The following is a 15,012-nucleotide window of genomic DNA, read 5'->3' as shown; positions in this document are numbered from 1 at the left end:
ATGGCGGCCAATCCCGTTTGTACAGGCATCTTCTCGGCCGGAAGGAGGTCTTTACGCTTCGCGCCGCTCTTGCGTCCAGGTGTGGTCACTCTTCTCGGTTTCGCCCGTCATATTCCTGGCCTGGGCGACGATGCTGCGGATTTTTTGCTGATGCATGCCCTCAATTCTCTCAAGACTTTTCTCTTGAGCCGAGGCAACTTTACCAATCGTGTCATAGCTGGATTCGACCAGGCGGCGCGCCAGGACTTTTCCGATTCCTTTGAGTTTTTGCAGCTCTTTCATCTGTTTTTCCATGGCATTCTCTCCGCTGATTGTTCAATTCTCGCGAACAGGCAGGAATTCTCCGGTCCGTGCTGAGTAGGTAAATCGCAAGATGCAAGCCAAGGTAGTCTGCGGAAAGAAATGTCCTATGTTGTTGATTGAGAAGGGAAAAGTAGAAAGGTGGGGCGGTGGCGTGGAGGGAGGGCTGGCGTTGACATCCGTCACATGAGACATAACTGTCATATGTGAAGGATTGGGGCCGGCGCGGATCGTTTAATTGCGGCGCAGGCCGAATTTGCGCATGCGGGCGCGCAGGGTGCTGGCGTTGAGCCCCAGAAGAATCGCCGCCCCTTTTTCCCCTTCGATGCGCCAGTTGGTTTTCTGCAGCACCTTGAGGATGTGGTCGCGTTCCAGGTCGGCGAGGGCTTTGATGTCGATCTCTCCTTCGGGTTTCTTCAGGCCTGTGAGACGATCCTGGATCCGCAGTGTGGTTCCCTGGCTGGTAATGATCGCCCGTTCGATGACGCTTTCCAACTCACGCACGTTGCCCGGCCAATGATATTGCGCAAGGGTGTTGAGGGTTTCTTTTGAAACATCAGCGATTTTCTTGCCGATTTTTTTGTTGTATTTGGCAACAAAATAATTGACCAGCAGCGGGATGTCTTCCTTGCGCTGGCGCAGCGGGGGAATGGTGATGGGAAAAACATTGAGGCGGTAGAACAAATCCTCGCGAAAACGACCGGCGCGAATTTCCTCTTCCAGGTTGCGGTTGCTGGCGGCGATGATGCGCACATCGACCTTGATGGTGTGGGGACTGCCCAGGCGCTCAAACTCGCCGTCCTGAATCACCCGCAGCAGTTTACATTGCAGATCCTGGGGCATCTCGCCGATTTCATCCAGAAAGATGGTGCCGCCGTTGGCCAATTCAAAACGCCCCATCTGCCGGGCGCTCGCTCCGGTGAATGCCCCTTTTTCGCGCCCGAAGAGTTCGCTTTCGATCAGATTGCCCGGCAGCGCCGTGCAGTTGACCGTGATCATGGGCCTGGTCTTGCGGGCGCTGCGATTATGTATGGCGCGCGCCACCAGACCCTTGCCGGTGCCGGTCTCGCCCAGCAGCAACACGGTGGCATCCTGGGGGGCGACTTGTTCAATGCGGAAAAAGACATATTGCATGGCATTGCTGTGGCCGATGATCTCACCAAAATTGCTTTCCCGTGACAAATCCATCTGCAACTGGATATTCTCTTCCTGGAGCTTTTCAGAGAGCTGCTTGATCTGCGTATAGGCACCTTTGAGAGACGCGCGTGCATTCTTGTGCTCTTCAATTTCCAGAGAGAGCTGCGCGTTGCTGCGGATCAACTCAGCGGTGCGCTCCCGTACCGCCGACTCCAGCTCATCATGGGCCTTCTGCAGTTCCATGCGTAGCTGCCATTTGTCCGTGACATCCATAATGGAAATCAGGATGCACCCTTCTTGACAGTCGCTGTTGGTTACGGCGTCGCTCTGCAACAGGCCATGGAACAGGGTACCGTCGTTTTTCCTGATGCGGATCTCACAGCGATGAACCCCTTGTTCCCGCCGTACCGATTTTAAATGATCCGTGAACTTCCGCCGCTCTTCATCATCGGCGATAAACCGGCTGAATGGTTTGTCGGTCAGCAGGCTTCGCTCGATTTCCAGCATTTGCGCGCCGGCCTGATTGATTTCCCGGATGCGCGTCTGGGCGTCGAGGACAAAGTAGCCTATGGGGGCAAAGTCGAAAAGTTCCGAATATTTATTGCGCGAGATTTCAAGTTCGTCGCGGGTGTTGAGCAACTCGGCGTTCTGCATTTCCAGCTCGATCTGGTGAACCTCAAGTTCATGGACGAGCCGTTGTGCATCAGCCAGACTCGGCGACGGCGTTATTGCGGCCATTTTGAGGCGTGCCCGCTCTTCGGCCAGGCGCCGCAAATCTTCGGCCGGCGTTAAAGGTCTTCGTTCTTTGTTCTTTGCCAAGGCTAGGAGCCTCCCTCAAGACGGTGCTTAAGTTGTTCAATCTCCTCACGAAGTTTCTTTTCGGTCGTTTTTGCCTCGGTGATATTCGTGTAGGTGATCACCACCCCGCCGATGACGTCATCCATGGTGCGGTAGGGCATGATGCGCACCAGAAACCAGCGACCATCCGTTGTTTCAATCTGTTTTTCTGAAACAGACAGGCTACGCAGGACCTCCTGGGCATCTTCAGACATTTCGGAATAGAGCAGATCGCTGGTGATGTCGGAGAGGGGACGCCCCACGTCGCCGGGAAGCAGCTTGAAGATTTTTTTAGCCCCTTCGGTGAAGCGTCGCACATGAAGCTCCTTGTCCAGAAACACGGTGATGATTTCGGTGCTGTTGAGCAGGTTGCGCAGATCGTCTTCGGTCCGGGTCAGCTCGTCCATTTTGGACTGCTGCTCGGCGTTGACCGTCTGCAATTCTTCGTTCATGGACTGCATTTCTTCCTTGGACGTGGTCAGCTCCTCGTTGGTGGACTGCAATTCCTCGTTGGTGGACTGCAATTCCTCGTTGGTCGACTTGAGTTCCTCTTGCGAAGAATGCATTTCCTCGCGCGTGGTATGCAACTCTTCGCGCAGTTTCTGGGTTTCCTGCTCCAGTTCCACGACCCGAGCGTTGGCGGCCGCAGGGCCTGCAGCGCGGCCGCGCAATTTTTTCGATGGCGGCTCCGGCACGTCGTGAAAGACGATCATCACCATTCCCTGCAGCGCTTCGGGTTCCTCGATGGTCTTGAGAGTAACGTCCAGGGTCTGGCTGCCACCGTTGGTACCGACCTTGATATTTTTGAGGATGATCGCCTCTTTTTGCCGCAGGACTTTATGGAACGAGATGCCCAGCTCAAAACGCAGCCCTTCACGGGCCATGGCAAAAATATTCCAGTTGGCCTTGCCGGCCGCAGGTTCCAGATACTTGCCCGTGCGCCCGCTGATATAGAGGATGTCGCCTTTGTTGTTGACAAGCACGGCCGGCGGAGAGAAGTGTTGCAGAAGCAGCTCGTCTGCAAGCGCTTGAAGATTGGAGGCTGGTTTCACCTTGGTGGACTCCTTGGCATTTTCCGGGGCAGAGGGTACGGATGAGGCGGGAAAGTAGATCTGTCCCAGCGGCAGGACCGATTCGCGGCGCTGAAACAGCCGAAATTTGAGGTTCAGGGGGGTAAAAAGTTCTGGGCAGGCGCTCACCGTTTCCGCATTGCCCAGAAACAGCAGCCCGCCCGGTTTGAGGCTGTAGTGAAAGAGCGGCAGGATCTTTTTCTGCAACTCCGGCATCAGATAGATCAAAAGGTTGCGGCAGGTCAGAATGTCGAGTTTGGTAAAGGGGGGATCCATGATGACGTTCTGGGTCGCGAAGGTGACCATCGCGCGGATTTTCTTGCCGATGCGGTAGCCATTTTCTTCCTGAATGAAAAACCGGCGCAGGCGCTCGTCGGACAGGTCCGCGGCGATGTTGTTTGGGTAATACCCCAGACGTGCCTTGTCGATGGCGTCCTGGTCGAGATCGGTGGCAAAGATCTGCAGGGTGTAGTCGGCCTCAGGTTTGAGCTGCTCGATGGCCTCGGTGAAAGCGATGGCCAGGCTATAAGCCTCTTCGCCGCTGGAACAGCCCACCGACCAGGCTCTCAGCGTCCCACCGGCCGGGTGTTCCTTGAGCAGCGCGGGGATCGCCTTGGACTGTAAAAGCTCCCAGGCCGGCGGGTCGCGAAAAAAGTTGGTGACCCCGATCAGCAGCTCTTTGAAGAGCAGTTTTACTTCCTGGGGGTTTTTCTCCAGGTAGCGGACATAATCGGCGATCTTGCTGATCTGGTGAATGATCATGCGCCGTTCGATGCGCCGATAGACGGTGCTCTTTTTGTACAGGGAGAAATCCTGGCCGGTCTTGGTCCGCAGCAGGATCACGACTTTCTCGAGGGCGCTCTGGTCTTTCTCTTCCAGGGGGGTCTCGCTCCTGGCGAGAACCTGGTCAAGGTGCAGATATTCGAGAATTTTTGCGGGCAACTCTTCCGCCGGAGCCACCAGGTCGGCCAGGCCTGCGGCAATAGCGCTGCGCGGCATGCTGTCGAACTTGGCCGAGGCAGGCTCCTGCACCAGGACCACTCCGGCCTTTTCCTTGATGGCTTTCAGGCCCAGGGTGCCGTCGGAGCCCATGCCCGAAAGGATGACGCCGATGCTGCCTTCCTGCAGGTCTTCAGCCAGGGAGCGCAGAAAGAAATCGATGGGCAGGCGCAGTCCGCGGGCGGTTGTCGGTTCGAACAGATGCAGCACGCCGTGCAGAATGGACATGTCCTTATTGGGTGGAATCACATAGACGCAGTTTGGTTTAACGCGCATGCGATCCCGGACCTCAAACACTTTCATCGCAGTCTCGCGCTGCAGCAATTCAGGCATCATGCATTTGTGGGTTGGGTCCAGGTGCTGGATAATCACAAAGGCCAAGCCGCTGTTTTGAGGGACCTGGCGCAGGAACTTCTCCAGCGCTTCGAGTCCGCCGGCGGACGCGCCGATACCGACAATGGCAAAGCGCGGATCGTCCTGCGTGGAGGACTCAGCGCGCGGGGCCGTTTTTTCGGATACTTGATCCGGCCTGTCTGGTTTGGGTTGGTTTTTCATGTGTCATATTTTAGCAGCCATTTTTAAAACAGCCAGATCTCATTTAATAAATATGTCGTCTGTTTTTCGCTTATTCCGTCAGATATGACAGCTGCGCTGGATGTGACGGACAGGGGCGAAGGCTTTGCGCCTTTCAAATCCGGCCTTTTTTGTGTCATCATGAATGCGCCGTCCATGGTCGCCGGACACCCTCGCCATGGGAGTTGCGACCCCCTACACCAGGTGGATAGATACAAAAAATGAAACGTAACCGCATTGACATCGAGGGCATCGTGCAGGGCGTGGGGTTTCGTCCCTTCGTTTATCAGCTTGCCCGACGCTGGAATCTGACGGGTTGGGTGCTCAACGACAGTCGCGGGGTGAGCATCGAGGCACAGGGTGCGGCGCCCAACCTGGCGGCGTTTGCAGGGCAGGTGCGCACCCAGGCACCACCCCTGGCTGTGATCACCCGCTTTGACGTTCGGGACTGCCCTGTAGAGGTTGAGGAGGCGTTCGTCATCCGCGCGAGCGTCCGCGACCGCGAGCGCAAAGCCCAGATATCCCCCGATACCTTTGTTTGCGACGATTGCCTGCGCGAGTTGTTCGACCCCGCCGACCGGCGCTTTCGCTATCCGTTTATCAACTGCACCAACTGCGGGCCGCGCTATACCATCGTCACCGGCGTGCCTTACGATCGGCCGCACACCACCATGCGCGATTTTCCCCTGTGCGAGGACTGCCGCGCCGAATACGAAGATCCGTCTTCGCGGCGCTTTCACGCCCAGCCCAACGCCTGTGCGGCGTGCGGGCCGCGCCTCTCGTTCCACGATCGGCAAGGTCGCAAGCTGGAGGTGGCCGACCCCGCGCGGCACGCCGTCGAACTTTTGCGCCAAGGCCGTATCCTCGCCGTCAAGGGTCTGGGCGGCTATCACCTGGTGGCGGATGCCTCCAACGACGAGGCGGTGGCCGAATTGCGCAGACGCAAGGCGCGCGACGAAAAGCCCTTTGCCCTCATGTCGCGCGATCTCGACCAGGTGGGCCTGTATGCGCGAGTCAATGAGGCCGAGCAGCGCCTGCTTGCCGGGGTGGAGCGGCCCATCGTGCTGGTGCGCCGCCGCGACGACCACCCCTTGTCGCCCCGGGTGGCGCCGCGCAACCGTTTTTTCGGCGTGATGCTGCCCTACACGCCTCTGCATTACCTGTTGCTGGATGAACACTTCACCGCCCTGGTCATGACCAGCGCCAACCTCAGCGACGAACCCATCGTTTTTGAGGATGCCGAGGCTTTTGCGCGCTTGGGCGGCATCGCCGATGCCTACCTGCTGCACAACCGGCGCATCCATACCCGTACCGATGATTCCATCGCCCGCGTCATGGCAGGCAGGGCGGTGCTCATGCGCCGTTCGCGCGGCTATGTGCCGCGCGGTATTTTTTTGCCCCAGGAGCAGCCGCCGGTGCTGGCCCTGGGCGCCGAACTCAAGAACACCGTGTGCATCACCCAGGAGAACCGCGCTTTTCTCAGTCAGCACATCGGTGATCTGAAAAATCTCGAGGTGCTGCGCGGTCTGGAGCATACGGTGACGCATCTGCAAGACATTCTCAGTGTGCAGCCGCGGGTGGTCGCGCACGACCTGCATCCCGACTATCTCTCCACCCGCTTTGCCGAGGAATTGCCCGGAGTGCGGCGCATCGCCGTGCAGCACCATCATGCCCACCTGGTCAGCTGTCTTGCCGAAAACGGCCGCGATGAGCCGGCCATCGGCGTGATTTTCGACGGCATCGGCTACGGCAGCGACGGGCACATCTGGGGAGGAGAATTCTTGATGGGGAATGCCGAAGGCTTTCGCCGCGGCGCGCATTTCGCCTATCTGCCCATGCCCGGTGGCGACGCGGCCACCCGCGAACCCTGGCGCATGGCGGTGAGCGCCCTGACCCACGCGTATGGCGCGGAGTTTCCGCCTCTGCCGTTTCTCGCCGCCATGGACGCCAGGGATGTGCGCCTGTTGCAGCAGATGATCGCGCGCGGCATCAACTGTCCCCTCACCTCGAGTTGTGGGCGGCTGTTCGACGCGGTGGCCGCTCTCATCGGTCTGCGGCAAAAGGTCAGTTACGAAGGGCAGGCGGCGTTGGAGTTGGAGCAGGTCATCAGTGCGGGGGAGGAGGCTGTCTACCCCTTTGCTTTGCAGCAGGGGGAAGAATCCCTGGTGCTGGATCCCGCTCCGCTGATTCGCGCGTTGGTTCTTGATCTGGAGGGCAGGGTGCCCATCGGTATCCTGAGCGCCAGGTTTCACAACACTCTGGCTGTCATGGTGCGCGCTGTTTGTCGCAGGCTGCGTACGGCCAGCGGGTTGACTCTGGCGGCCTTGTCCGGTGGGGTTTTTCAGAACCGCTACCTGACAGAGAAAACCCTTGCACTTCTTGAAGAGGATGGTTTTACCGTCGTCACGCATTCCCTGGTGCCGCCCAATGACGGCGGCCTGGCCTTGGGGCAGGCGGTCATTGCCGGACGGCAGGCGTAGAAAGAGGGGATCAGGGGCGGCTGGTGTTTTGTGGCTGCAGGTGATTTTCAGGTTTGACCTTGTTGATCAGCGCGGCGGCTTGCAGGCTAAGCCAGCCGACGAATAGCAGGATCAGGATGGTCGGAATCAGGTCGCGCAGCAGAAGATGGAGCAGGCGCTTGCGTCGCTCGGAAAAGTGGTTTGAGCGTTCCTTACTTCTGCCCTGCGGTTTTCGTGTGGTGCGCAGGGGTATCAATTTCAAAATTGCACATCCTTTCAGAACGAAATTCAAAACTCTTGGTGTCCGTAACTGTTCAGCATGCGCGCCGCAGGCCGTGGCGGCATCGCGTGCGGCAAAAACGCGCCTGCGGCTCAGACATTTGCCGCAGCACTCAATCGCCGCGCCCTGCGGCACTGTCGGACGTTGCAGTTGAATAGTTGCGGTTCATTAAAGCAAGAGTGACGCCAAGACCTCAAGGAATATCGTTTTCTGCAACGCTGACGGCTACTTGTGGAAAATTCTGCGGAGATTCCAACTTGCGTGGCAGGCTTGGTTTGTAAGAAAATCCGACAAGTTGATGTTTTTTCGTCAGAAATTCCGACTGCGGCTTTGATTCTGCGCTTTTTCAGTTCTTCATTCCTGCTCTTTTTCACACAGCGGCTCTTTGATCAGCCGGTGCTTGATGCGCCGGATCAGCCACCACACCAGAAATATCACCGGCAACACCAGAATCGCCACGGCGGTTTTCTTTTCCATCCCCAGGGCGTCCAGCGGCAGACCGTCGAGGAGATAACCGAGAAGGCCGACCAGGTAGTAACTGATGGCCGCCACGGACAGGCCCTCGACGGTTTCCTGCAGGCGAAATTGCAGGCGTCCGCGACGGTTCATGGAGGCCAGCAGGCTTTTGTTCTGATCCTGGAGGGTCAGGTTGACGCTGGTGCGCATCATGTCGCCGGCGCGTTCAATGCGGCGCGACAGGTCTTCCATCCAGCCCTGCACCGCTTCGCAGGTGCGTAGGCCGGGATTGAGGCGGCGGCTCATGAACTCGGCGAAGGTCATGTAGCCGCCCATAGGCTCTTCCCTGATGTTGGTCAGGCGCGTGAGCACCAGTTCGTGGTAGGCGCGGGTGGCGGAAAAGCGGTGATTGGTTTCCGCGCGCCATGTTTCCAGCCGTGCCGAGAGGAGCGAGAGCTGTTGCAGCAGGTTGCGGTTACCCTCGCTGTTGCCGTTTTTCGGTACTTTGGCCAACATCTCGGCCAGCGCCTTGTCCACTTCCGCCAACTCCGGCGCGATGCGTTTGGCCAGGGGCAGGGAGAGTTGCGCGAGCAGGCGGTAGGTCTCCATTTCGATGACGCGCTGCACCAGGCGTCCCATCTGGTAATCGGTAACCCCCTGGTTTTGAACGACAAATCTGCCGAAGCCGTCGCTGTGCAGGCGAAAGGCGGTACAGACCACCGCCTTGCCCTGGGCGGGGCGGCTCATGATCAACCGCTGACCCTCGAACCAGCGGTGCACGGGATCGCGCTCCATGGAAATTTCCTCGCCCGCAACGACGACATGGAAAGCGGCAATGGCCTGCCCGGGCAGCATGGCCATCCAGTCGCCGGGCAACATGCGAATGACCGGGTGTTCAAAAGGTTCGCCCTCGGGACCGGCGCCGCGCATGAAGGTCAAGGAATAAAATTCCATGTGCCGCTCCCAGCGCACGGCGAATTCACCGAAATCCTGAAAATAGGAAACGGTTTCGGCATTGGGTTGATTAACGCTGTAGCGCCGGCACAGATCGCACACCAAACCGAATGCCTCATCGATTTCTCGCGGTTCCGCGGCAAAGGCCAAATGCGAGATCTGCTGCGGCGTGCCGATGAGTTGAAAGGGGCGCGCGTGCAACTCGTCATACAGGGAATTGCGCAGCGGGTGGGTGGAGAAGGGCAGACAAAAGTATTCGGACATGACGCGATTGATCCTCCGGACAGAAAACGATACGAACCCTGGCGAACGAAACAATAGCGCTCCTGTCCGCCAATGAAAAGGTAAACATCTTCTGTCAGAAAATCATTTGGGCAGGGCGCGCTCCTTGAGAAATTTTTTCAGAATAGGCGCGGTATGCGAGCCCTTGCGCACCCGCGCGACCTGCTCGGGGGTGCCCGCGGCGACGATGCGCCCACCACCCTCGCCGCCTTCGGGACCGAGATCAATGAGCCAGTCGGCTTCGGCGATGATGTCGAGATTGTGCTCGATGACGACCAGGGTGTTTCCGGCGGCCACCAGACGGTGCAGTACGCGAATGAGCTTTTCCACATCGGCCATGTGCAGGCCGATGGTCGGCTCGTCGAGCAGATAAAGGGTATGGCTGCCGCGCCGGATGCGGGGGCGGGGGATGTCGCCTGCGTCGCCTAGAGGCGCCTTGGCCAACTCGGTGACCAGTTTGATGCGCTGCGCCTCGCCGCCCGAGAGGGTGGGACTCGGCTGCCCCAGAGTCAGGTAGCCCAGTCCCACGTCCTGCAACAGACACAGGGCATGGTGGATTTTGCTGTGGGCGGCAAAGAATTCGGCGGCCTGATTGACGGTGAGGCCCAGCACTTCGCCGATATTTTTGTCCTTGTAGGTGACAGCCAGGGTTTCGGCGGTGAAGCGCAGTCCGGCGCACTGCTCGCAGGGCACCTGCACGTTGGGCAAAAAACTCATTTCGATTTTCTGCACGCCCTGACCCTCGCAAGCGGCGCAACGACCCTCTTTGGTGTTGAAGGAAAAGCGTCCCGGACCCCAGCCGCGGATCTTTGCTTCGGGGACCGCGGCAAACAGCTTGCGCACTTCATCCCAGAAGCCTACGTAGGTGGCGGGGCAGGAGCGCGGCGTCTTGCCGATGGGCGTCTGGTCGACTTCGAGAATGCGCTCGATTTTTTCCCAGCCGCGCAACTCCCCGCAACCGCGCAGTTTCCCGGGCGTTGTCCCGCGCTCTGCGAGCAGGCGGCGCAGATTGTCGTGCAGCACCGATCGCACCAGGGTGCTCTTGCCTGAGCCGGAGACTCCGGTGACCGCCACCAGCCGCTCCAGGGGCAGGCTGACGCTGACCTGCTGGAGGTTGTGCAGGTGCGCACCGACGATTTCCACTCCCGGGGTGCGGCGGGTCGTGGCGCGGCGTTTGACCAGAGGGTGGTAGAGGGGTTTGGCGAGAAAGCGTCCGGTGATCGATTCGGGCGCGGCCATCAGGTCGGCGAGGCTGCCCTGTGCGACCACGCGGCCGCCATTGATGCCGGCGCCGGGGCCCAGATCGATGAGGTGGCGCGCGCGGCGGATGGTTTCGTCGTCATGTTCCACCACCACCACGGTGTTGCCCTTGGCGCCGAGCTTTTCCAGGGTGTCGAGGAGCATGAGGTTGTCGCGGGGGTGCAGACCGATGGTCGGCTCGTCGAGGATGTAGCAGACTCCGCGCAGGTTGGAGCCCAGTTGCGCAGCCAGGCGGATGCGCTGCGCCTCGCCGCCCGAGAGGGTGGGGGCGGCGCGGTCGAGGGACAGGTAGGACAGCCCCACCTCGCGCAAAAAGGCAAAACGTGCCCTGAGCTCGGGCAGGATGTCGCGGGCGATGTCCGCCTCGCGCCCGGCCAGCTCCAGAGTGCGGAAGAATTCCTCCGCCGCGGCGATGGATAGGGCGCTCAACTCGGCGATGTCGCGGCCGTGGAATCGAACCGCCAGGGCCTCGGGACGCAGGCGGCGACCGTCACAGCTCGGGCAGGGTTGCTCAACGCCTTCCCACCAGGCATTCCACCAGATTTCCTCACCGCTCTGCTCGGCATCAAACCCCGGCAGCAGCAGGCCGGTGCCGAAGCAACTCTCGCACCAGCCGTGCTTGGAATTGAAGGAAAACAGGCGCGGGTCGGGTTCCTCGAAGCTGCGCCCGCAACCGGGACAGGCGCGGCGCGTCGAAAATATCGCAGGCGGCCCACCATCTTCATCCAGCACCTGCACCACGCCCTTGCCGTAATCCAGGGCCAGGTCAAGAAGGGCGCGCAGTTCCTCTTCGTGCTCCGGTGCCAGGACCATGTCGCCGGCAGGCAGTTCGATATTGTGCTCGCGGAAGCGATCCAGACGCGGCCAGTTGTCCGTGGGAGTATCCACCCCGTCCACGCGCAGATGGGAGAAACCCTTGCCCGCAGCCCATTTGGCGAGATCTGTGTAATAGCCCTTGCGCGCCGTGACCAGGGGCGCAAGCAGGCTGACGCGCCGGCCGCGCCGCCCGCGCAGCAACCGCGCGACGATCGCCTCGCGCGACTGGGGTTCGATGGCAACTTCGCAGGTGGGGCAATGCTGCACGCCGAGTTTGACGAACAGCAGCCGCAGGAAATGGTAGATTTCGGTGAGGGTCGCCACGGTGCTCTTGCGTCCGCCGCGACTGGTGCGCTGCTCGATGGCCACCGTCGGTGGAATGCCGAACAGCGCGTCCATGTCGGGACGCGCCGCGGGCTGCACGAACTGCCGGGCGTAGGCGTTGAGGGATTCGAGGTAGCGTCGTTGCCCCTCGGCGAAGAGGATGTCGAAGGCCAGGGTGCTCTTGCCTGAGCCGGACATGCCGGTAATGACCGTGAACTGGTCGCGGGGCAGGCAGATGTCGATATTCTTGAGGTTGTGCTCGCGGGCACCGTGAATGCAGATGCGCCCCTCATGCTGTCCTGGTGCAAGGCGTTCCTCGGGCCCGGTGGGTGCGCTGTGCTGCGGCAGGGCTCTGACCTCCTGGTTGCGGGTTTGTCGCAATTGCTCAAGGTAAAGGCGCAAGGCCGTGCCGGTGTGGCTTGTCGGGCAGTTCTTGACCTCTTCGGGCGGGCCGGCACACACCAGGCGCCCGCCGCCCTCGCCGCCTTCGGGCCCCAGGTCGATGAGCCAGTCGGCGGCGGCGATGACGTCGAGGTTATGCTCGATGACCAGCAGTGAATGGCCTTCGTCCTGCAACTGACGCAGAGCGCCGAGCAGCCGGGCGATGTCGTCGAAGTGCAGCCCGGTCGTGGGTTCGTCAAAGAGAAACAGGGTGCTGGATTGGACCTTCTTTTTGCCGCCGCGGTGGGCGGCGAGGTGCCCGGCAAGTTTGAGGCGCTGCGCCTCGCCGCCACTGAGGGTCGGCACCGGCTGACCGAGGCTCAGGTAATCGAGACCCACCGCCCGCAGAGGTTCAAGACCGCGCAGGACGTCGGGCCGGTCGGCGAAAAAGTCCAGGGCCTCGGCCACCGTCAATTCGAGCACCTCGGCGATGGACCGGCCTGGCCCGCCGCGGGCCGGATGCAGTTTGATCTCGAGGATTTCGGCGCGATAGCGGCGGCCGTTGCAGTCCGGACAGCGCAGATAGACGTCGGAGAGAAATTGCATCTCCACGTGCTCGAAGCCGTTGCCGCCGCAGGTGGGGCAGCGGCCCTGTCCGGAGTTGAAGCTGAAGGTGCCGGCCGTGTAGCCGCGCTCCCTGGCCGGCAGCTCGGCGGCGAAAGCCTTGCGAATGGCATCGAAGGCGCCGACGTAGCTGGCCGGATTGGAGCGGGTCGTGCGGCCGATGGAGGACTGATCGACGAGCACCACGTCGCTGATCTGTTCGTGACCGATAATCGCCTCATGGGCGCCGGGCGCCTCCACGGGCTTGCCCTTGAGTTTGCACAGGGCCTGGTAGAGCACGTCCTGCACCAGGGTCGATTTGCCCGAGCCGGACACCCCCGTCACCACCACCAGCCGGCCGAGGGGAATGTCGACGTCGACGCCCTTGAGGTTGTGAGCGGCGGCGCCGCGGATTTGCAGCAGGGCAGGGGGCGAGGTTGCCGCGGCGTTCTGGCGCGAGGGCGCGGCGACGCTTTTTCTGCCGTTCAGATACTGGGCGGTCAGTGAGCGCGAATCGCGCAGCAGTTCTTCCGGGGTGCCGAAAAACACAACCTCACCGCCCTTGTGACCCGGTCCCGGGCCGATGTCGAGCACCCGGTCGGCGGTGAGCATGACCTGGGGGTCGTGCTCCACCACCAGCAGAGAGTTGCCCGCGTCGCGCAGGCGCTGCAGCACGCCGATGACGCGTCCCATATCGCGCGGATGCAGACCGATGGAGGGTTCGTCGAGGACAAACAGGGTGTTGACCAAAGATGTGCCCAGCGCGGTGGTGAGATTGATGCGCTGCACCTCGCCACCGGAGAGGGTGCGTGACTGGCGGTCAAGACTCAGGTACGGCAGCCCCACCTCGACCAGATAGGCGAGGCGCGTGCGGATTTCACCCAGCAGCAGATCGGCCGCCTCGTCCAGGGGGGCGGGAAGCTGCAAGTGGCTGAAAAACTCCAGGCAGCGCTCAATCGGCAGCAACATCAGGTCATGCAGGCACAGACCCGGTAATCCGGCCAGAACCTCCGGCGCCAGGTCCGCGCCTGCCGGGCGAAAGCGCTGTTGCGGCGGCAAGACCCGGTCGGCTGCGCTCTTGCCGCCCAGGCGCCAGAGCAGGGCGTCGGGCTTGAGACGCGCGCCCCGGCAGTCCGGGCAGCGATCATAGGAGCGGTACTTGGAGAGCAGCACGCGGATATGCATCTTGTAGCTCTTGGATTCAAGCCAGTCGAAAAAGCCGCTCACTCCGTACCACAATCCATCTTCCCAGCGGCCTTCGCCGTCGATGACCCAGGCGCGTTGCCTTTCGTTGAGCTCTCGCCAGGGCACATCCACGGGGATTTGCGCCTGACGCGCAAAGCGCAGCAGATCATCCTGGCATTCACGGTTGCTCTGGGTCTGAAAGGGTTTGACGGCGCCCTCGGCGAGGGACTTGTCGGCATCGGGAATCACCAGGGCGTAATCGATGCCGAGGGTGCGGCCGAAGCCGCGGCAGGTGTCACAAGCGCCCATGGGCGAATTGAAACTGAACAGGTTGGGCTGGGGGGCGTGATAGGCGAGGTCGCACTCCGCGCAGTGCAGTTCGGTGGAGAAACGCCGCACCGCCGCGGGGGTGCCGTCCGCGTCGAGCAGAACCACATTGAGCCGGCCGTGGCCGGCCTTGAACGCCGCCTCCAGGCTCTCCGCCAGTCGCCCGCGTCGCTCCGGGCTGAGGGTTACGCGGTCCTGGATCACTTCCAGAGACGATTCTTCCTCGCTGTGAAAGCGGGTATATCCCTGCGCCGCGAGGTGCTGCCTGATCTCGGCGACGGTGAAATTGCGCGGCACAGTGACGCCGAAGGTGATCAGGGCGCGGCGGTTCTCGCTCTCGCCGAGCAGAGCCGTGGCCGCACTCTCCGGGGTGTCGCGCACCACCGGGCGGCCGCAGCCGCGGCAGAACAGGCGCGCGCCCCGCGCAAAGAGCAGCTTGAGATGGTCGGTCAGTTCGGTCATGGTGCCCACCGTCGAACGCGAGGTGCGCACCGGATTGGTCTGATCAATGGCGATGGCCGGTGGGATGCCCTCGATGCGTTCGACGCGCGGTTTGTCCATGCGGTCGAGAAACTGGCGGGCGTAGGGGGAAAAGGTTTCGACGTAGCGGCGTTGCCCCTCGGCGTAAATGGTATCGAAGGCCAGAGACGATTTGCCCGAACCCGATACCCCGGTGATCACGATCAACTCGCCGAGGGGTAAATCCAGGTTGAGATTCTTGAGGTTATTCTGGCAGGCGCCGACGACGCGGATCTGATTGGCAGACATA

General features: G+C 61.0%; 7 protein-coding genes. 1 reads left to right on the top strand and 6 read right to left on the bottom strand.

Annotated elements, in window-relative coordinates; translation table 11 throughout:
* Window positions 1-51 precede the first annotated feature (51 nt).
* From GFER_RS07930 to GFER_RS07920, 3 genes are all read right to left on the bottom strand, one after another.
* The gene (locus tag GFER_RS07930; RefSeq protein ID WP_052446175.1) at window positions 52-294 is read right to left on the bottom strand and encodes a helix-hairpin-helix domain-containing protein; all 243 of its coding nucleotides are present in this window, start codon (window positions 292-294) and stop codon (window positions 52-54) included.
* A gap of 240 nt (window positions 295-534) precedes the next feature.
* A complete protein-coding gene (locus GFER_RS07925) occupies window positions 535-2,256 on the bottom strand; it encodes a sigma-54 interaction domain-containing protein (RefSeq protein WP_040098171.1) in 1,722 nt (573 codons plus the stop codon).
* A 2-nt stretch (window positions 2,257-2,258) separates the two neighbouring features.
* Window positions 2,259-4,898 carry a chemotaxis protein CheB gene (locus GFER_RS07920; protein WP_040098169.1) on the bottom strand — a complete coding sequence of 880 codons (2,640 nt, stop codon included), beginning with the start codon at window positions 4,896-4,898 and terminating at the stop codon, window positions 2,259-2,261.
* Window positions 4,899-5,137: 239 nt separating this feature from the next.
* Here GFER_RS07920 and hypF point away from each other — a divergent pair, with 239 nt between their 5' ends.
* Window positions 5,138-7,396: a carbamoyltransferase HypF gene (gene hypF, locus GFER_RS07915; protein WP_040098167.1), complete on the top strand. Its 2,259-nt coding sequence runs from the start codon at window positions 5,138-5,140 to the stop codon at window positions 7,394-7,396.
* Between the two features lie 10 nt (window positions 7,397-7,406).
* Here the strand turns inward: hypF and GFER_RS07910 are convergent, their stop codons facing one another.
* The 3 genes from GFER_RS07910 to uvrA all read right to left on the bottom strand — a co-directional run bounded on the left by GFER_RS07910 (window position 7,407) and on the right by uvrA (window position 15,011).
* On the bottom strand, window positions 7,407-7,637 hold the full coding sequence (locus tag GFER_RS07910; protein ID WP_040098165.1) for a hypothetical protein: 231 nt from the start codon (window positions 7,635-7,637) through the stop codon (window positions 7,407-7,409).
* 372 nt (window positions 7,638-8,009) lie between these two features.
* Complete coding sequence (locus GFER_RS07905; protein WP_040098164.1) at window positions 8,010-9,329, bottom strand: DUF3422 family protein; 1,320 nt, start codon at window positions 9,327-9,329, stop codon at window positions 8,010-8,012.
* A 102-nt stretch (window positions 9,330-9,431) separates the two neighbouring features.
* Complete coding sequence (gene uvrA, locus GFER_RS19590) at window positions 9,432-15,011, bottom strand: excinuclease ABC subunit UvrA (RefSeq protein ID WP_040098163.1); 5,580 nt, start codon at window positions 15,009-15,011, stop codon at window positions 9,432-9,434.
* Window position 15,012 lies beyond the last annotated feature (1 nt).

Source organism: Geoalkalibacter ferrihydriticus DSM 17813 (assembly GCF_000820505.1).
In the GTDB taxonomy this organism is placed as follows: Bacteria; Desulfobacterota; Desulfuromonadia; order Desulfuromonadales; family Geoalkalibacteraceae; genus Geoalkalibacter; species Geoalkalibacter ferrihydriticus.
Note: the sequence above shows the minus strand (reverse complement) of the source record. Positions and strands in the feature narration are given on the sequence as shown.